The sequence below is a fragment of the Sinomonas humi genome, from assembly GCF_000802235.1.
Taxonomy (GTDB): domain Bacteria; phylum Actinomycetota; class Actinomycetes; order Actinomycetales; family Micrococcaceae; genus Sinomonas; species Sinomonas humi.
Map to the genome: position 1 here is coordinate 88,988 of NZ_JTDL01000152.1, position 18,600 is coordinate 107,587.

Genomic DNA, 18,600 nt, shown 5'->3' on the forward strand with positions numbered 1-18,600 from the left:
CTGCTAGCGTGCGTGATTGTCCACACGGGTGCCCTCGCAAGGGCTGAGATCAGGCTGACGCGGCCTGCGACCGTCGAACCTGTCCGGGTCATGCCGGCGTAGGAAGTGAGAACCCTTTTGGAAAACACTGTGAGCACCCCTGCAACCGCTGTGAGCACGTCTGCAACCGCAGAGCAGCACCCGGCCCATTCGCTCGCGTTCGTCGAGGACAGCGCGCACGGGATCCGCGTGCCAGTCACGGAGATCGCCCTCGACGACTCCCCCAACGGGCAGCCCAACGAGCCGCTGTACGTGTATCGAACGGCTGGACCGGGCAGCGACCCGGTCGTTGGGCTTCCGCCTTACCGGTCCCGGTGGGTCGAGGAACGAGCTGACACCGAAACCTACGAGGGCCGGGAGCGGAACCTGCTCGACGACGGGCGCTCGGCCCTGCGCCGCGGCGCGGCCTCCGCCGAGTGGAAGGGAGCTCAGCTGGTTCCGCGGCGCGCCAAGAAGGGTCGCCGCGTGACCCAGATGCACTACGCGCGTCAGGGCATCGTCACACCTGAGATGCGCTATGTAGCCCTTCGCGAGAACTGCGACGTCGAACTCGTACGCAGCGAAGTGGCCTCTGGCCGCGCCATTATCCCGAGCAACATCAACCATCCCGAGTCGGAGCCGATGATCATCGGCAAGGCGTTCCTCGTGAAGATCAACGCGAACATCGGCAATTCCGCCGTCACGTCGTCAATCACCGAGGAGGTCGACAAGCTCCAGTGGGCCACCAAGTGGGGTGCTGACACCGTCATGGACCTCTCCACGGGCGACGACATCCACACGACGCGGGAATGGATTGTCCGCAACTCTCCAGTTCCCATCGGGACAGTGCCGATCTACCAAGCGCTTGAGAAGGTCAACGGAGACGCCTCGGCCCTCACCTGGGAGGTCTTCCGCGACACCGTCATCGAGCAGTGCGAGCAGGGCGTGGACTACATGACGATCCATGCGGGAGTCCTGCTGCGCTACGTCCCCCTGACGGCCAACCGCGTGACCGGCATCGTCTCTCGCGGCGGTTCGATCATGGCAGGGTGGTGCCTCGCCCACCACGAGGAGAACTTCCTGTACACCCACTTCGACGAGCTGTGCGAGATCTTCGCCCAGTACGACGTCGCCTTCTCGCTCGGTGACGGACTCAGGCCCGGCTCCACCGCGGATGCGAACGACGCCGCACAGTTCGCCGAGCTGGACACGCTCGCCGAGCTGACGAAGCGGGCGTGGGAGTACGACGTCCAAGTCATGGTGGAAGGCCCCGGCCACATCCCGTTCCACCTCGTCCGAGAAAACGTCGAGCGCCAACAGGAACTGTGCGACGGCGCCCCGTTCTACACGCTCGGCCCCCTGGTCACCGATGTGGCCCCCGGCTACGACCACATCACGTCTGCCATCGGGGCGACCGAGATCGCACGCTATGGCACGGCGATGCTCTGCTACGTCACCCCCAAGGAGCACCTGGGCCTCCCGAATAGGGACGACGTCAAGACGGGCGTCATAACCTACAAGATCGCCGCCCACGCCGCCGATCTCGCGAAGGGACATCCCGGCGCGAACCAGCGCGACGACGCCCTCTCCAAGGCGCGCTTCGAGTTCCGGTGGAACGACCAGTTCGCGCTCTCCCTCGACCCCGCCACAGCCGAGGCGTTCCACGACGAGACCCTGCCCGCGGAGCCCGCGAAGACAGCGCATTTCTGCTCTATGTGCGGCCCGAAGTTCTGCTCGATGCGCATCTCCCAAGACATCCGCAACGAGTTCGGCTCAAAGGAGGCACAGGAGGCCATTGCCGGGATCGCCGAGGGCATGAAGCAGAAGAGCGCCGAATTCCTCGCCCAGGGCGGGAAGGTCTACCTTCCCGAGACAATCTCAGTAGGTTCCCCCGAGTAACGGACACCCAGTCTGGCGCCTAACGGAATGAGGGGCCCGGCATCCGCCGGGCCCCTCATTCAGGACGCTGCTTCCTCCCTGGGAGTGGCTACTTCCCCAAGAACTTGTCGAAGCCCTTGGGAAGGTTGAGCGAGGCTGGATCGAAGTCCTCGGAGGCCTGCTGCCCGAACGAAGAACCCGCCTTGACCGCGTTCGCCGCGCCAGCCGCCCGCCGCTGCTCAGCCTCGCGGAGCTGCTGGGCAGCCTTCGCGGGGTTGCCCGACCGTGCCTTCTTCTTGTTGTTCTTGCCCGCGGGCTTGCGAGAGCCCCCGCCCATGCCCGGCATTCCGGGGATTCCTCCCCCAGCTGCCATGCGACGCATCATCTTCTGAGCCTGGCCGAAGCGCTCGAGCAGGCCATTGACCTCGGAGACATGCACGCCCGAACCACGTGCGATGCGCGCACGGCGTGAGCCGTTGATGATCTTCGGCGCGACACGCTCGTGCGGGGTCATCGAACGGACGATCGCCTCGACCCGGTCAATCTCCCGCTCGTCGAACTGTTCGAGCTGCTGGCGGAACTGGGCTGCCCCAGGCATCATCCCGAGGAGCTTCTTCATCGAGCCCATCTTGCGGATCTGCTGCATCTGGGTCAGGAAGTCCTCGAGGGTGAAGTCCTCCTGGTCGGCGAACTTCTTCGCCATCCGGGCCGCTTCGTCGCGGTCCCAGTTCCTCTCTGCCTGCTCGATGAGCGTCATGACGTCGCCCATGTCGAGGATGCGCGAGGCCATGCGGTCCGGATGGAACAGCTCGAAGTCCTCGAGCCCCTCGCCCGTCGAGGCGAACATCACGGGGCGGCCCGTGACCGACGCAACCGAGAGCGCGGCACCGCCACGCGCGTCGCCGTCGAGCTTCGTGAGGACGACGCCGGTGAAGTCGACGCCCTCCTCGAACGCCTTCGCGGTGTTGACGGCGTCTTGGCCGATCATCGCGTCGATGACGAACAGGACCTCATCCGGGTTCACCGCCGCCCTGATGTCCGCAGCCTGCTGCATGAGCTCGGCGTCGATGCCGAGGCGCCCAGCGGTGTCGACGATGACGATATCGTTCAGCTTCTGGCGCGCTTCCTCGACGCCCCCGCGCGCGACGCCGACGGGATCGCCGGTCGCCGCCTCGAACTCGGACTGCACACCAGGGTGTGGCGCGTAGACCGGGACACCCGCGCGATTGCCCACGACCTGCAGCTGCGTGACCGCGTTGGGGCGCTGGAGGTCGGCTGCGACGAGCATCGGCGAGTGCCCCTGGCCCTTGAGCCACTTGGCAAGCTTGCCGGCCAGGGTCGTCTTGCCCGCGCCTTGGAGGCCCGCGAGCATGATGACGGTCGGAGGATTCTTCGCGAGGCGAATGCGCCGCGTCTCGCCGCCGAGGATCGCCACCAACTCATCGTTGACGATCTTGACGACCTGCTGGCTCGGATTGAGTGCGGCAGCGACCTCCGCACCGAGCGCGCGCTCGCGCACTCGGGCGGCAAAATCGCGCACGACGGGAACGGCCACGTCGGCGTCGAGCAGGGCGCGCCGTATCTCGCGGACGGTAGCGTCGACGTCGGCTTCGCTCAGGCGGCCCTTGCCGCGGAGGTTCTTGAACGTCGCAGTCAGACGGTCCGAGAGGGAGTTGAACACGTGACGGAGTCGCTTTCAGTCCTGTGAGTTGCCCGCCAATAGACGGATCTGCCATTCACTAGGGTATCAACGGCACGTGCGCGGTGGCATGCTGGGCACCGTGACGACCCAGACTGCAGACGAAAAGAACAGCCCATCGACCGCGCCGTCGATCGCCGAGCGCAACTGGTCCCCCCAGCCGGTGCGAAGCCTCCTCATTCTCGGGGCCTCCGGGGACCTGACTGGACGCCTGCTCTTCCCGGGCCTTGCACGCCTCCTCGCGACCGGCCGCCACGCTGGACTCTCGGTCACTGGCGCGGGAGCCGAGGACTGGTCCGAAGACCAATGGTCCGAACGTGTTCACAAGGCGACGGAGGACGCCCTCGCCGATGCCACCCCAGAAGGCCGCGAGGAGCTCGATCGGCTCCGCCGAGAATCCCGGTACGAGCAGCTCGACGTCACCGCGCCCGGCGAACTCGCACGGGCCCTCGGGAAGCTCGAAGCTCCCGTCGCCGTCTACTTCGCCCTCCCACCGCACATCACAGAGAAGGCCTGCGACGCGCTTGCGCCGGGCGATCTCCCACCGGGGACGCGCTTTGTCCTCGAGAAGCCCTTCGGAACCTCGGAGGCCTCGGCCGCAGCGCTCAACGAGACGCTTCGCTCGCTGCTTCCCGAGCAGCAGATCCACAGGGTCGACCACTTCCTCGGCAAGGGAACGGTGCTGAACATCCTGGGTCTGCGCTTCGCCAACAACTTCCTCGAGCCGGTCTGGAACCGCGACCACATCGAGAAGATCGAGGTCTTCTTCGACGAAGACCTCGCGCTCGAGGGCCGTGCGGGCTACTACGACCGCGCGGGAGCGTTGCGGGACATGATCCAGAGCCACCTCCTGCACATCCTCGCGATCCTCGCGATGGACGCCCCGGCAAAGCTCAACGAACGAGACTTGCGGGATCAGATCAGTGCCGTCCTGCGGGCCGCCCGGATCGAAGAGCCATTCGCCGAGACCACGCGCCGCGCCCGGTACACTGCCGGACGAATCGGCGACCGCGAAGTTCCCGACTACACGAGCGAGCCGGGCGTGGACCCGTCGCGGGGAACCGAGACCCTCGCTGAGGTCACGGTCACGCTCGCGAGCTGGCGCTGGGCCGGGGTCCCGTTCATCCTCCGCTCGGGCAAGGCGCTCGGCGCGAAGCGCAAGGAGGCCGTCATCACCTTCAAGCCGGTGCCCCATCTGCCCGAGGGGTTCATCGGCGTCGACGAGCCCAACCGGCTGCGCATAGGCTTCGGTCCCGACGTGCTCCAGCTCGACGTCGACGTCAACGGCCCAGGAGACATCCTGAGCCTCAACCGAGTCACCCTGAACGCAGAGCTCAATGCAACCGACCTCTTGCCGTACGGCGAGGTCCTCGACGGCGTCCTCAACGGGGACCCGCTCCTCTCGGTCCGGGGAGACACCGCGGAGAGCTGCTGGCGGGTCGTTGAACCCGTGTTGAATGCATGGGCCGCCGGAGAGGTGCCGATGGACACGTACCCGGCGGGCTCGCTCGGGCCGACGGGGTGGGCAACGTCGTCGCCCACGGAAGACGGAACGACCGCGGGAATCGCCTAACCACACCCGTTCAATGGTCAGCTCCTGCAAGAGCGAAGCCCCCACCGATCGTTCAATGGTCAGCTCCTGCAAGGGCGAAGCCCGCAGGAGCTGACCATTGAACGGCTAGAGACCCCCACCCCTCTAGATCGCCGCGGTCCCCCGCTCACCCGTCCGGACGCGGACTACCTCGTCGAGCTGGATTACCCAGACCTTTCCGTCGCCCGCTCGGCCGGTGTTCGCCGTCGTGATGAGGATGTCGAGGATGTCTTCGGACTGGTCCTCCGCGGCGAGCACCTCGACACGGAGCTTGGGGAGGAGGTCGACGCTGTACTCCGCGCCCCGATAGACCTGCGTGTAGCCCCGCTGGCGCCCGTAGCCGTTCGCGCGGCTCACGGTAAGCCCCTGGACGCCGTAGGACTCGAGGCCCTCCCTGATCGCGTCGAGCTTCTCGGGGCGGACAATCGCCGTGATGAGTTTCATGCCCCCGCCTCCGTAGGAGTGCCCGAGTGCACCAGCTGACGCTCACGGTTGTGGCTCGCGAGAAGCTCATCGTCCTCGAGGCCGAAGCCGTCGCCAACCGGGCCCCGCTCCCCAAGTGGGTGGAAGCCGCTGGCCGAGGAGGACCCTGAGTGGTAGGCGGTCTCGGCGTGAATCGCGAGGTCGACGCCGACCTCCTCGACGTCCTTCGATACGCGGAAGCCCATGACGGCCTTGATGGCATATGCGAGCGCGAGCGAGACCAGGAACGAGTAGCCAAGCACCGAAACCGTTCCGAGGGCCTGCTTGCCGAGCAGGTCCAAGCCGCCGCCGTAGAAGAGTCCCTTGCCTCCCACGGGCGCACCGGGGCTGGCTGCGAGACCGATGAAGAGCGTGCCGACGATGCCGCCGACAAGGTGGACGCCGACGACGTCGAGCGAGTCATCGTATCCGAAGCGGTACTTGAGGCCCACGGCGAGGGCGCTGACCGCGCCGGCCGTTGCGCCGAGCACGATAGACCACAGAGGCGAAAGGGAAGCGCAGGACGGGGTGATGGCTACGAGGCCGGCGATGGCGCCTGAGGCTGCGCCGAACGAGGTGGCATGCCCGTCCCGAAGCTTCTCCACGAGGAGCCAGCTCAGGACCGCAGCGCATGGCGCCACGAGGGTGTTGATCCACACGTACCCAGCCGTACCGTTGGCAGCGAGCGCCGAGCCTGCGTTGAAGCCGAACCAGCCGAACCACAGCAGGCCGCAGCCGAGCATGACGAGCGGGAGGTTGTGCGGGCGGTGGTTCGGGTCCTTGCCGAAGCCGATGCGCTTGCCGAGCACGATCGCGAGCGCGAGGCCCGCGGCGCCCGCGTTGACCTCCACTCCCGTGCCACCGGCGAAATCTATGAGCCCGAGGTGGTTGAGCCACCCGCCGATGAAGGTACCTGCCGAGTTCTTCGAACCATCGAAGACCCAGTGCGCCACGGGGAAGTAGACGAGGACGCCCCACAGGGCAGCGAAGACCATCCACGAACCGAACTTCGCGCGATCGGCAATCGCCCCCGAGACGAGCGCGACGGTCACGGTTGCAAAGACGCCTTCGAAGCCCACGAAGACGATCTCGGGGATTGTCCCGACGAGCGGCATGTCCTTGCCCGTCGAGAGGAGTCCGTGAAGCCCGAAGAATTGGAACGGGTTGCCGAAAAGTCCGGCGAACGCGTCGTTGCCGAACGAGATCGAATACCCGACGACGACCCAGAGGACACCGATCACCGCTAGCGCACCGAAGCTCATCATCATCATGTTGAGCATCGACTTCACCCGCGTCATGCCGCCGTAGAAGATCGCGAGACCGGGGGACATGAGCAGAACGAGGGCTGCCGAAACGAGAACCCAGGCTGTGTCGCCAGCATTCATGAGTCGTGGGGCCTTCCGGAGGGAGACGGTCGTCGAGGCCCCTCCTGCCGCATTCGAAGCGGCGGGTGGGGCCACGAACTACATTCCTCCCGAGGTGTTTCGGACTTTCACCGTCCGTGTTGCCCGAAAGTTACAAGATTGCCCCTCAGGTTAAGCGGCGATCGCGCGCATGTTTCGGCCATGTTTCCTGCCCGTTATTCGGGGCCTCTTGCTTGGAAGGGCGAGCGGACGACGGCGGCCCCTCCCGCCGTCGTCCGCTCGCCCTGACGCACCGCTGGCGCAGGCTGCCGCTTAGATCGCAGCCGCCCCGCGCTCCCCCGTCCGGACGCGAATGGCCTCGTGGACGTCTACGGTCCAGACCTTGCCGTCACCGGCCCGGCCCGTGTTCGCGGTCGTGATGATCACGTCGAGGATGTCGTCTGTCTGCTCATCCGTCGCGAGGACCTCAACCCTCACCTTCGGAAGAAGGTCCACGCTGTACTCCGCGCCCCGGTACACCTCGGTGTAGCCCCGCTGCTGGCCGTAGCCGCTCGCCGAGCTCACGGTCAGGCCCTGGACTCCGTAGGATTCGAGGCCCTCCCTGATGGAGTCGAGCTTCTCGGGCCGGACGATCGCGGTGATGAGCTTCATGAAGTGACCTTCCCTGCCTTGGTGGATTGGGTGAGCAGATCGTCGGCGTTGAAGCCCGAGATCTCCTCGCTCGCCGCCTTGCCGCCGAGCGGGTGGAAGCCATTCCCGCCCGAGGACGCCGACGAGTAGGCCGTCTCCGCATGGATCGCGATGTCGATGCCGGCCTCTTCCGCTTCGGTCGTGACCCGGAAGCCCATCGTCTTCTTGATGGCGAGGCCGATGAGGAGCGAGACGACGAAGGAGTAGCCGAGAACGGTGAAGGCCCCGATGGCCTGCTTGCCGAGGAGGTCGAAACCGCCGCCGTAGAAGAGGCCAGTGCCGGCAGACGGAGCGCCCGGGCTCCCAGCGAGGCCGATGAAGAGCGTGCCGACGATTCCGCCGACCATGTGGACGCCCACGACGTCGAGCGAGTCGTCGTAGCCGAAGCGGTACTTCAGGCCGACCGCGAGGGCGCACACGGCACCGGCGAGGACGCCGAGGATGATCGCCCAGAGCGGGGAGATCGCGGCACAGGCCGGGGTGATGGCGACAAGACCCGCGACGGCGCCTGAGGCCGCGCCGAGCGAGGTCGCGTGGCCGTCGCGGATCTTCTCCACGATGAGCCAGCCGAGGGTCGCGGCGCACGGCGCTACGAGCGTGTTGATCCAGGCGAAGGCCGCAGTGCCATTGGCCGCAAGGGCCGAGCCGGCGTTGAACCCGAACCAGCCGAACCAGAGGAGGCCCGCGCCGAGCATGACGAACGGAAGGTTGTGCGGGCGGTGGTTCGGATCCTTGCCGAAGCCATTTCGCTTGCCGAGGACGAGGGCCAGAGCGAGGCCTGCGGCGCCGGCGTTGATGTGGACTGCGGTACCGCCTGCAAAGTCGATCACGCCAAGGTGGTTGAGCCAGCCCCCGATGAAGTTTCCGTTCGCGTCCTTGTTCGCGTCGAACACCCAGTGAGCCACCGGGAAGTACACGAGGACCGAGAAGAGCGCCGCGAAGACCATCCACGAACCGAACTTCGCCCGGTCAGCGATCGAGCCGGAGATGAGCGCAACGGTGATGATCGCAAAGACGGCCTGGAAGCCGACGAACGCGAGTTCGGGGATCGTGCCCGTGAGGGGCATGTCGTTGCCTGTCGAGAGGACGCCGTGGAGGCCGAACTTCGCGAGGTTGCCGAACAGCCCGGCGAACGCGTCCGTGCCGAACGACATCGAGTAGCCGAACAGCACCCACAGCACGCCCACGAGGGCGATGGCGCCGAAGCTCATCATCATCATGTTCAGGACGGACTTGGCACGGGTCATGCCTCCGTAGAAGAACGCAAGCCCGGGGGTCATCAGCAGCACGAGCGCCGCTGACGCGAGGACCCAGGCGGTGTCGCCAGCATTCATGGTGAGTTGCCTTTCGAGGGGTGGAACGGGTGGCGTCTGGCCCGCCTTCGCCGCTGGGATGGCGGTTTAGCGGACCACTGAGAAAAGATTGACGCCGCGGTGTTTCAGCTGCTCGCGGCCAAAATTGCTCTGCCGTTACAACTTCCGCTCAGGCGTTAAGCCCGTGTCACGAGCTCGTTTCGGGGGCGTTACGTAATGTTGTGCCATGCCGAGACCAGCATTCCGGGTCCCGCTCGGGCCGTCCCCTCGCTCAGCCCGAGCTGAGCAGACTCCACGCGCGCCGATCCCCCGCGACGTCTGGGTGCTCGTTGTCGCGGCGTTCGCGATTGCCATCGGTTTCGGCTTGGTCTCTCCCGTGCTCCCGCAGTTCGCCGCGAGTTTCGGCGTGGGGGCAACGGCTGCGTCGATTATTGTGAGCGCCTTCGCCCTCACGCGCCTCGTTCTGGCTCCGACAGCCGGGAGCTTCGTGAACCGCGTCGGCGAGCGGCCCGTCTACGTCATCGGCGTCCTGACGGTCGCGGTCTTCACGGGTGCCTGCGCGTTTGCGGGGAGCTATTGGCAGCTCCTCCTGTTCCGGGGGCTTGCAGGCCTCGGCTCGACGATGTTCACGATCTCTTCGTCAGGTCTCATCGTCCGGCTCGCGCCGCCCGAGTCGCGGGGACGGGTCAGCGGACTGTACGCGTCCTCGTTCCTGCTCGGCAGCATCGCGGGGCCACTCGTCGGCGGACTGCTCGCGGGGTTCGGGCTCCGCGTCCCGTTCCTCGTGTACGCGGGGACCCTCGTCGTGGCTGCCTCGATCGTGGGCATCCTGCTTGGCCGGGGGCCGGACGCGGTTCCGCGTACGGCGCTTCCGCCGCTCCGTCTCGCCGAAGCCCTCGAGCTTGCGCCGTACCGTGCTGCGCTCGTGTCCAACTTCGCGAACGGTTGGGCGACGCTTGGCATCAGGATGGCGCTCGTCCCGCTTTTCGCGGCGGAGGCGCTTCGTGCCGCACCCGCCGCCGCGGGCCTCGCACTCGCGCTCTTCGCGCTGGGAACCGCCGGGGCACTGACGTTCTCGGGTCGGCTCGCCGATACGTGGGGTCGCCGCCCGCTCGCACTTTCGGGACTTGCGACCGCTGCCGCGGCGACGGGCGTCATGGGGCTCAGCCCCGACGAACCCGTCCTGTTCGCGCTTTCCGCCATTGCGGGCTTTGGCTCGGGGCTTCTCAGCCCTGCACTCCAAGCGACGGTGGCGGACACGATCGGCCGCGAGCGGAGCGGCGGTGCCCCGCTCGCCGTCTTCCAGATGGTCTCCGACGTCGGGAGCATCGTCGGCCCGCTGCTAGCCGGCCTCCTCGCCGACCATGTCGGCTATGGCTGGGCGTTTGCAGTCTCAGGTGCATCCCTGCTCCTGGCGATCCCGGCTTGGGCGGGACGACGACGGCGGGCGCCCGTCTGAACGAGCGCCCGCCGTCGGTGGGGCTTAGGAAGAGAAGCCGGAGCTAGTTGAGGATCGCGTCGACGAACCCCTCGACATCGAACGGGGCCAAGTCATCTGGGCCCTCGCCCAGGCCGACCAGTTTGACGGGCACGCCGAGCTGCTTCTGGATCGCGACGACGATGCCGCCCTTCGCGGTGCCGTCGAGCTTCGTGAGGACGATGCCCGTGATGCGGACGACCTCGGAGAAGACCTTGGCCTGGTTGAGTCCGTTCTGGCCCGTCGTCGCGTCGAGCACGAGGAGCACCTCGTCTACCTCGGCGAGCTTCTCGATCACGCGCTTGACCTTGCCGAGCTCGTCCATGAGGCCGACCTTGTTCTGGAGCCGGCCGGCCGTGTCGACCATGACGACGTCGGCCTCCTGCTCGATGCCAGCCTTGACCGCCTCGAACGCGACCGAGGCCGGATCGGCGCCCTCGATGTCGGATTTGACGGTCGGGACTCCGACGCGCGCGCCCCAGGTCGCGAGCTGCTCGGCCGCCGCCGCGCGGAAAGTGTCTGCGGCGCCAAGGAGCACATCCTTGTCCTCGGCGACGAGCACGCGCGCGAGCTTGCCGACCGTCGTCGTCTTCCCCACGCCGTTGACCCCCACAATGAGGACGACGGCGGGCTTGCCGCCCTTGCGGTCGACGTTGAGTGAGCGGTCCAGGGTCGGGTCGACGAGCTTGACGAGCTCCTCGCGGAGCATCGACCGCACCTCTTCCGGATTGCGGCTGCCCATGACCTTGACGCGGTCCTTGAGCGTCTCGACGAGCTCAAGGCTCGGCTCTGTGCCGATGTCGGCCAAGAGCAGTGCCTCCTCGACCTCGTCCCACACGTTCTCGTCGATGCGGTCGCTCGAGAGCAGGGCGAGGAGGCCCTTCCCGAGCACGTTGTTGCTCCGGATGAGCCGTTCGCGCAGACGCTGGAGCCGCCCAGCGACGGGTGCAGGTGTCTCGGTGGGTACTTCTTCGACCGTCGGCTGCTCGAAGACTTCCGGAACCTCGACCGCCTGATCGGGCTCGAGGAGCGGCGGCGGCTCGGCGACCGCCGTCGGTGCTCCCGTCTCGTCGCCTGCGACGTTCGGCTGATTGGGTGCGAGAACCGGATCGTTCGCGTCCCTCGTCCCCGGGTAGCGCACCTTCGAGCGCCTCCCGCGCACAAGCCCGATGACGGACCCGGCGACGACGAACAGCACGATCACGGCAATGATGATGGGCAGGAGTGCGGAGGCTGTCACGAGACCTAGCTTCTCACAGCCACTTCACCGCCGGGCCTTTCGCGCAGGCAGGGTCAGACCCGCTCGAGCTTCTGGCTCACGACCGTCGAGACGCCGTCCCCGCGCATCGACACCCCGTACAGGGCGTCCGCGACCTCCATGGTGCGCTTCTGGTGCGTGATGACGATGAGCTGGCTCGATTCGCGCAGCTCCTCGAAGATCGTGATGAGACGGCCGAGGTTCGTGTCGTCCAGGGCCGCCTCGACCTCGTCCATGACGTAGAACGGCGACGGCCGAGCCTTGAAGATCGCGACGAGGAGCGCGACGGCGGTGAGGGATCTTTCCCCTCCCGACAGGAGCGAGAGCCGCTTGATCTTCTTGCCGGCCGGACGGGCTTCGACTTCGATGCCTGTCGTCAGCATGTCCTCCGGATCGGTGAGGACGAGGCGCCCTTCGCCGCCCGGGAACAGGCGCCCGAAGACCCTCTCGAACTGGACGGCCGTATCGGCGTACGCCTCGGCGAAGACGCGCTGCACGCGCTCGTCGACGTCCTTGATGATCGCGAGCAGGTCCCGCCGACTCGACTTCAGGTCCTCGAGCTGCTCGTTGAGGAACCGATGCCGCTCCTCGAGCGCCGCGAACTCCTCGAGCGCGAGTGGGTTGACCTTGCCGAGGGCCGCGAGGTCACGTTCGGCCTTCTTGAGCCGCTTTTCCTGCTCTGCGCGCACGAACGGGGCACCGCCCACAGGCTGCCCCTCGTCGTCGACCTCGACGCGGAGGGAGGCCCACTTGTCGGCGCCGTCGTCGGGAATCGGGATCGCGAGGTGAGGCCCGAATTCTTCGACCAGCTGCTCGGCAGCGAGCCCGAGCTCCTCGACTGCCCGGTCCTCGAGGGCTTCGAGACGCAGGCCGAGCTCTGCGCGGGCGAGCTCGTCGCGGTGGGCCGCGTTGCTCAGTTCGGCGAGCTCCTTCGCGAGCGCTTCGGTTGAGGTGCGGAGGGCAGAAAGCCGCTCATCGAGTGCTTGGCGCCGCTCCTCGGCTGCGTCACGTTCCTCGGCAGCGTCTTCCACCGCGCGGTCCATTGCGGCGACGCCGACAAGCGCGGCTCGGGCGACAGCCTCAGCTCGGGCCGCCTTCCTCGCCCGGTCCTCAGCTCGCCTCCGTGCCTCAGCTGCTGCCTTGCGCTCCGCGGCGGCCGCTCGCTCGAGCGACTCCGCCCGGGCCTCGAGCGCCCGGTGCTGTTCCTCGACCGTGCGCAGCGCAAGGCGCGCCTCCAGCTCGGCCGCACGCGCCGCCGTCGCCCGCTGCGCAAGCCGATCACGCTCGGCCGCGGAGGGCTCGGCGTCGTCCTCCTCCGCTTCGGCCTCCTCAGCTGCTTCGAGCCGCTCGGCCGCCAGGGCCAGGGCCTCCTGCTCGGTGTCGAGCTGCGCTTGGGCGGCCGCAAGCGATGCCCGGAGCCGCTCGTCCTCGGCGGTGGCACCCCTCAGCTGCGCGCCGAGGGCCGCGAGGCGCTCCGCGACGGCGGCGAACTTCGCATCGGAATCATGGAGGGCGGCGAGGGCAGAATCGGCGTGTTGGGTCGTCTCGCGGACCCGATCCCTGGCGCCGACGAGCTCGAAGCCTGCGCGCTCGTGCTCGGCAATGGCAAGCCCGAGCTGCGACTCGGCCGCCTCAACTTGGGCCTGGAGCTCGATCGTCGATGGGGCGGCTGCTGAACCGCCGCGCATCGCGCCGGCGGTGACCACGTCCCCTTTCAGGGTCACAACCGTCAGCTCGGGCTGGGCCATGAGGAGCGGGAGGGCTTGGCCCACCTCCTCCACGGCGACCGCGCCGCTGAGGAGACGGACGACGGCGGCGCGCACCCGCGGATCGGCGGTCACGACGGAGTCGAGCCAGTGCGCTTTGGCTGGCAGCTCAGGCCGATCGTCTCGACCGGGCGGCTCCGCTGCGCCGCCGATCAGGAGGGCGGCCTGACCGCCGTCGTCGTCGCTCAGTCGCGTGAGGGCGCGCAGGGCAGCCTCCGCATCGTCCATCGCGAGGCCTTCGGCGATGCTCCCGAGGATGGCGGCTACGGCGGCCTCGAACCCTGACTCGACCTTGAGCAGGGAGGGAACCGGGCCGAGGACGCCGTCCCCGGATGCGAGGACGGCGGTACTGCCGTCTCGGCCCCGGAGCCCGGCCCGGAGCGCATCGAGCCGTGCCTCGAGCGAGTGGCGCGCCGTCTCTGCCGCTCGCCGGCGCTCCTCGATCGCCCGGAGCTCTTCCTCGGCAGCCTCCTGAGCGGCGGCTGCCTCCTCGTAGGCGGCATCGAGGCCCTCTTCGCCCTGCTCCACGCCCGCGACCTGCGTCTCGAGCGCGGTGAATTCGAGCTCCGCGCTCCGTCGACGTTCAGCGGCCGAGGCGAGCGAGGCTTGAAGACGTCCGATTTCCCCCTCGGCAGCCTCGACCCGGCTCCGAGCTGCCCCGACGGCCCCCGCAAGCCGGGCAAGGCCCTCGCGACGATCCGCGGAGGCTCTGAGGCGTGCGGTGTGCCGACGATCTTCGGCGGCTGCCTCCTCCTCAGCCTCGATGCGCGCCTCGGACGCTGCCTCAAGGCCCTCGGAACGGACGTCGATCGCCTCTGCAAGGACGGCGAGCTCCTCTCGGGCCTCCTCGGCCTGCCGGTCGAGCCGCTCGGGATCGCGCCCGGAAGGCGGGGCCTCGGAAGCGCCCAGGAGGCGGCGTCGTTCCTCGGCAACGCTCGCGAGCGAGCGCAGCCGCTCCCTGCCAGCGGAGAGACGGTACCAGAGGTCGCGGGCGGCGTTGAGCTTGGGCGTTGCGAGGGCGGCTGCACGCTCGGCCTCGGCTTGCTCGCGGCGCGCCGACTCAAGCTCGCGCTCGACCTCGGCCCGCCGTGCTGTGAGCGCGGACTGGTCGGCCCGGTCCTGTTCGAGCGTGTCCCGCAGCCGGACGACGTCGTCTGCCAAGAGACGAGCCTTGGCGTCGCGGACGTCGGCCTGGATCGTCTGGGCGCGGCGTGCGACCTGCGCTTGGCGGCCGAGAGGCCCCAGCTGCCGACGGATCTCCCCGGTGAGGTCCGCGAGCCGCTGGAGGTTGCCCTGCATCGCGTCGAGCTTGCGGACGGTCCGCTCCTTGCGGCGCCGATGCTTGAGGATTCCCGCGGCCTCCTCGATGAAGCCCCGCCGGTCCTCGGGCGTTGCGTGCAGGACGCGGTCGAGCTGCCCCTGACCAACGATGACGTGCATCTCGCGGCCGAGACCCGAATCGCTCAGGAGCTCTTGGATGTCGAGAAGGCGGCATGACTCGCCGTTGATCGCGTATTCCGAACCCCCTGTGCGGAAGAGCGTCCGGGAGATCGTGACCTCGCTGTACTCGATCGGGAGTGCGCCGTCGGCGTTGTCGATCGTCAGGGAGACCTGCGCGCGGCCCAGGGGTGGCCGCCCCGCGGTGCCCGCGAAGATGACGTCCTCCATCTTGCCGCCGCGGAGCGTTTTGGCGCCCTGCTCCCCCATGACCCATGCGAGCGCGTCGACGACGTTCGACTTGCCCGAACCGTTCGGACCGACGACGGCGGTCACACCCGGTTCGAACTCGAACGTCGTGGCCGAGGCGAAGGACTTGAAGCCTCGGATCGTGAGGGTCTTGAGGTGCAAAGGGCCCGTGTTCTCCTTTTGGTGGATGGCTGTCCGTCAGCGGATAGGTGGTTCTGCCACTGAATTCTGCCACTGACACGGGCGCCAGCGCGGGCAGGCGGAGCTGTCCCTCCTGATTGGCGTTAGAGACGGACGTTGCGCGGTGTCCGCTGGCATGACGGGCAGCGGTACGACGAGCGGTTCATGAACGGTTCGCGGACCATGATGCTCGTTCGGCCCTCCTCGGCGCAGCGCAGGCATGGCTGCCCGGCGCGGCCGTAGGCCGAGAGGGAGCGGTCGAAGTAGCCCGACGCACCGTTGACGTTGACGTAGAGCGAATCGAAGCTCGTACCGCCCGCATCGAGAGCGCGGAGCATGACGTCGCGGACGGCGTCGACGAGCCGCAGGGTCTCTGCCTTGCGCATGGTGTCGGTGGGCCGGGCGTAGTGCAGACGCGCGGCCCAGAGGGCTTCGTCCGCGTAGATGTTGCCGATGCCCGAGACGAGCCGCTGATCAAGCAGCGCGCGCTTGACGCCCGTGCGACGCGCGCGGAAACGCTCGTGGAGCCCGGCCGCCGAAAAGGAGGGATCGAGCGGGTCCCTTGCGATATGGGCCGCCTCAGCCGCGATGAGCGGAAGCGGCTTTGCGGCGCAACCCCCCGGTCCGCCGTCGTCTGTTGCCACGAGCGGCACGACGGCGAGGCCTCCGAAGATGCGCTGGTCGACGAAGCGGAGCTCGGCTGGCACGCCCGGGGAGTCGGAGAGGGTGATGCGGACCTTGAGGTGCTTCTCGTCCGGCTGCCCGGGATCCTCAACGAGAAGCTGGCCGCTCATGCCCAGATGGGCCATGAGGGCGGTGTGGGGAAGGGAATCGGCACCCCCCTCGTCCACGTCGGCGAGGGGAAGCCACAGGAACTTGCCGCGGCGCACTGCGTCAAGGACGACTGCGCCCTCGAGCTGACCGCGGAAGTCGTCGGGCCCTAGGAGGTGGCGGCGGATAGAGCGGGGGTCCAGAACCTCGACGCGCTCGATCCGGCGTCCGGTGACCCATGTTGAAAGGCCGCGGCGGACGACCTCGACTTCGGGTAGCTCGGGCAAGGCTAGGCTGCCCCGCCAGCGCTCTCACGCCCGCCCGGCGAGCTGCCGATGACCCCGGACTCGTCCGGGCAGAGGACCTTCCAAGCGTCTGCGGCCGAGTACTGCTCGGCCTCCTTCTTCGAGTTGCCGGTCCCTGTCCCGTAGGGAACGCCGCCGATCGAAAGGGTTGCAGTGTACGTGCGCGCGTGGTCCGGGCCGTCCCCCACCACGGCATAGTGGATGGTGCCGAGCTGACGGTTCGCGGCGAGCTCCTGGATGTGGGTCTTCCAGTCGGTGCCTGCCCCCATCACGGCGGCGTCATCGAGAAGCGGTCCGACGAGGCGCACGACGAGGCAACGGGCTTCCTCGAGGTTGTTGGAGATGTAGGTGGCGCCGATGAGCGCCTCCATCGTGTCCGCGAGGATGGAGGACTTGTTCTTGCCGTTGGTGACTTTCTCGCCGTGCCCGAGGTAGATGCACTCCCCGACGCCGAGGCGCCGCGCGATGCCGGCAAGGGCCCTCGTGCTCACGACGGCGGCGCGCCGCTTCGCCAGCTCGCCCTCGGAGAGGTCCGGGTACGTGCGATACAGGTGGTCGGTCACCGAGAATCCCAGAATGGAGTCGCCGAGGAACTCGAGGCGCTCGTTCGTGGGAATGCCGCCATTCTCGTAGGCGTACGAGCGGTGGGTCAGGGCAAGACGAAGCGTCTCGGCGTCGATGTCGACGCCGAGACGCTTCAGAAGCTCATCGTGAGCGGGCATATCGTGGCCGGCTGACTGCTCAGGCGTCGGCGACCTTGCGGCCCTTGTACTCCATGAAGAGCGGGGTGCCGGCGGAGTCGGTGACGACCTTCGCCTGGTGGGGAAGGCTGTAGACCACGCGACCGTTCTCGACCGTCTTGATCAGGTTCGGCGCGGCCGCCTTCCACTGGGAGCGGCGGGCTCGCGTGTTCGAGCGGGACATCTTCCGCTTGGGAACTGCCACGGCTAACTCATTTCTCTCTTAGGGCCAACACTTATTCATCGCTGTGCCGGTCGGGCCTGATCAGATCCGCCAGGGCCGACCACCGCGGGTCAACGACCTCGTGATGGTGGCCAGGCTCGTCCGCAAGGCGGATCCCGCACTCGGGGCAGAGCCCCGGGCAGTCCTCCCGGCACACCGGCTGGAACGGCAGCATGGTCACTACTGCGTCCCGCAACACCGGCTCAAGATCGATGGAATCGTGCTCGACTCGACGTTGCTCTTCATCGTCTTCCCCTTCCGAGGGCTGGGCGCCCTCGTAGGAGAAAAGCTCTTGCACATCGACGTCGAGGCTGTACTCGATGGGATCCAGGCACCGCCCGCACTCGCCGCTTACGTCGACGCGTGCGGTTCCCGATACCAGGATCCCCTCGTGGACCGCCTCGAGCCTCAGGTCGAGATCCACGGGGGACCCCTCCCTGACACCGATGAGCGCCACACCGAGTTCACTCGGTGCGGGAACATGCTCTTTGAGTGTCCGCATCGTGCCCGGGCTCCGCCCGAGGTCCTTGACGTCAAGCGTCAAGGGCGAACGATCTTCGCGCTTAATGAGAACTCCTGTAGAACATAGACCGACAAACAATCCTAGCCTGCGCGGGCCCTAGTCCCAAACCCGCGGCACGGGGCGGCGAACCTCGTTCAGGCGCCCCGGCCCGCCGATGTGGCGTCGAGCCGCGCGAGCACCGAGCGCGGGACGAACTCGGAGACGTCCCCACCGAGGTCGTGCACCTCCTTGATGAGAGTCGATGAGAGGTGCACGTAGTGGGACTCGGCGGCAAGGAAGACGGTCTCTACCCCTGTGAGCTGCCGGTTCATGATCGCCATAGGCAACTCATAGTCGAAGTCCGACGACGAGCGAAGCCCCTTGACGATAGCCGAAGCGCCCCGCTCATGGCAGTAATCCGCCAAGAGCCCTTCCCCCATCGGCTCCACCAGGATCCCGCTGATGGCGCCGAGGGTCCGACGAACCATGTCGATCCGCTCCTCAAGCGGGAACCGGTACTTCTTCGCGTAATTGGTTGACACGGCGACGACCACCTCGTCGAACTGGTTCGCGGCGCGAGCGATGACTTCAAGGTGGCCGTTGTGGATCGGGTCAAAGGAGCCAGGGCAGACGGCGCGTCTCATGCTGCAAACATAACCGAAGCCCGAGCCCGCCCG

The 18,600-nt window shown here is 67.6% G+C and carries 15 protein-coding genes and 1 riboswitch; of the genes, 3 read left to right on the top strand and 12 right to left on the bottom strand.

Going from position 1 to position 18,600, the window contains the following annotated elements; genetic code table 11:
• Positions 1–14 precede the first annotated feature (14 nt).
• Positions 15–122: riboswitch (TPP riboswitch) on the top strand.
• A 7-nt stretch (positions 123–129) separates the two neighbouring features.
• Entirely contained in the window at positions 130–1,917 is a 1,788-nt protein-coding gene (gene thiC, locus LK10_RS19850) for a phosphomethylpyrimidine synthase ThiC (protein ID WP_052207632.1), read from the top strand.
• Positions 1,918–2,005: 88 nt separating this feature from the next.
• On the opposite strand, the gene ffh is transcribed toward thiC, so the two are convergent.
• A complete protein-coding gene (ffh, locus tag LK10_RS19855; RefSeq protein WP_043127826.1) occupies positions 2,006–3,577 on the bottom strand; it encodes a signal recognition particle protein in 1,572 nt (523 codons plus the stop codon).
• 91 nt (positions 3,578–3,668) lie between these two features.
• Between ffh and LK10_RS19860 the strand changes: the two genes are divergently transcribed.
• Entirely contained in the window at positions 3,669–5,168 is a 1,500-nt protein-coding gene (locus tag LK10_RS19860; protein ID WP_408021474.1) for a glucose-6-phosphate dehydrogenase, read from the top strand.
• A 123-nt stretch (positions 5,169–5,291) separates the two neighbouring features.
• Here the strand turns inward: LK10_RS19860 and LK10_RS19865 are convergent, their stop codons facing one another.
• From LK10_RS19865 to LK10_RS19880, 4 genes are all read right to left on the bottom strand, one after another.
• Positions 5,292–5,630: a P-II family nitrogen regulator gene (locus tag LK10_RS19865; protein WP_043127830.1), complete on the bottom strand. Its 339-nt coding sequence runs from the start codon at positions 5,628–5,630 to the stop codon at positions 5,292–5,294.
• Positions 5,627–7,033, bottom strand: coding sequence for an ammonium transporter (locus tag LK10_RS19870; protein WP_081998719.1), 1,407 nt, complete (start codon positions 7,031–7,033; stop codon positions 5,627–5,629). Before LK10_RS19870 ends, LK10_RS19865 begins: the two co-directional genes overlap by 4 nt.
• Before the next feature lie 291 nt (positions 7,034–7,324).
• Positions 7,325–7,663, bottom strand: coding sequence for a P-II family nitrogen regulator (locus LK10_RS19875; RefSeq protein ID WP_043127833.1), 339 nt, complete (start codon positions 7,661–7,663; stop codon positions 7,325–7,327).
• Complete coding sequence (locus tag LK10_RS19880) at positions 7,660–9,036, bottom strand: ammonium transporter (RefSeq protein WP_043127835.1); 1,377 nt, start codon at positions 9,034–9,036, stop codon at positions 7,660–7,662. The genes LK10_RS19875 and LK10_RS19880 overlap by 4 nt, the downstream gene beginning before the upstream one ends.
• A 205-nt stretch (positions 9,037–9,241) precedes the next feature.
• On the opposite strand from LK10_RS19880, the gene LK10_RS19885 reads away from it, so the two are divergent.
• Positions 9,242–10,474 carry an MFS transporter gene (locus LK10_RS19885; protein ID WP_052207618.1) on the top strand — a complete coding sequence of 411 codons (1,233 nt, stop codon included), beginning with the start codon at positions 9,242–9,244 and terminating at the stop codon, positions 10,472–10,474.
• Positions 10,475–10,517: 43 nt separating this feature from the next.
• On the opposite strand, the gene ftsY is transcribed toward LK10_RS19885, so the two are convergent.
• The 7 genes from ftsY to coaD form a co-directional block, all read right to left on the bottom strand.
• Positions 10,518–11,732, bottom strand: coding sequence for a signal recognition particle-docking protein FtsY (gene ftsY / locus LK10_RS19890; RefSeq protein WP_043127840.1), 1,215 nt, complete (start codon positions 11,730–11,732; stop codon positions 10,518–10,520).
• Between the two features lie 53 nt (positions 11,733–11,785).
• Positions 11,786–15,364 carry a chromosome segregation protein SMC gene (gene smc / locus LK10_RS19895; RefSeq protein WP_043127843.1) on the bottom strand — a complete coding sequence of 1,193 codons (3,579 nt, stop codon included), beginning with the start codon at positions 15,362–15,364 and terminating at the stop codon, positions 11,786–11,788.
• A gap of 122 nt (positions 15,365–15,486) precedes the next feature.
• Positions 15,487–16,440, bottom strand: a complete 954-nt coding sequence (mutM, locus tag LK10_RS19900; RefSeq protein ID WP_043127845.1) for a bifunctional DNA-formamidopyrimidine glycosylase/DNA-(apurinic or apyrimidinic site) lyase — start codon at positions 16,438–16,440, stop codon at positions 15,487–15,489.
• A gap of 2 nt (positions 16,441–16,442) precedes the next feature.
• Positions 16,443–17,180 carry a ribonuclease III gene (gene rnc, locus LK10_RS19905; RefSeq protein ID WP_052207619.1) on the bottom strand — a complete coding sequence of 246 codons (738 nt, stop codon included), beginning with the start codon at positions 17,178–17,180 and terminating at the stop codon, positions 16,443–16,445.
• 19 nt (positions 17,181–17,199) lie between these two features.
• Positions 17,200–17,403: a 50S ribosomal protein L32 gene (gene rpmF / locus LK10_RS19910; RefSeq protein ID WP_043127847.1), complete on the bottom strand. Its 204-nt coding sequence runs from the start codon at positions 17,401–17,403 to the stop codon at positions 17,200–17,202.
• Positions 17,404–17,434: 31 nt separating this feature from the next.
• On the bottom strand, positions 17,435–17,965 hold the full coding sequence (locus tag LK10_RS19915; protein ID WP_043127851.1) for a YceD family protein: 531 nt from the start codon (positions 17,963–17,965) through the stop codon (positions 17,435–17,437).
• A 113-nt stretch (positions 17,966–18,078) separates the two neighbouring features.
• Positions 18,079–18,567 carry a pantetheine-phosphate adenylyltransferase gene (gene coaD, locus LK10_RS19920; RefSeq protein WP_043127854.1) on the bottom strand — a complete coding sequence of 163 codons (489 nt, stop codon included), beginning with the start codon at positions 18,565–18,567 and terminating at the stop codon, positions 18,079–18,081.
• Between the last annotated feature and the right edge of the window lie 33 nt (positions 18,568–18,600).

Coding starts and splice junctions, on each gene's coding strand:
- LK10_RS19885 (WP_052207618.1), top strand. CDS start 9,242: ATGCCGAGACCAGCATTCCGGGTCCCGCTCGGGCCGTCCCCTCGCTCA.
- LK10_RS19875 (WP_043127833.1), bottom strand. CDS start 7,663: ATGAAGCTCATCACCGCGATCGTCCGGCCCGAGAAGCTCGACTCCATC.
- rnc (WP_052207619.1), bottom strand. CDS start 17,180: ATGCCCGCTCACGATGAGCTTCTGAAGCGTCTCGGCGTCGACATCGAC.
- LK10_RS19880 (WP_043127835.1), bottom strand. CDS start 9,036: ATGAATGCTGGCGACACCGCCTGGGTCCTCGCGTCAGCGGCGCTCGTG.
- coaD (WP_043127854.1), bottom strand. CDS start 18,567: ATGAGACGCGCCGTCTGCCCTGGCTCCTTTGACCCGATCCACAACGGC.
- LK10_RS19870 (WP_081998719.1), bottom strand. CDS start 7,033: ATGAATGCTGGCGACACAGCCTGGGTTCTCGTTTCGGCAGCCCTCGTT.
- LK10_RS19865 (WP_043127830.1), bottom strand. CDS start 5,630: ATGAAACTCATCACGGCGATTGTCCGCCCCGAGAAGCTCGACGCGATC.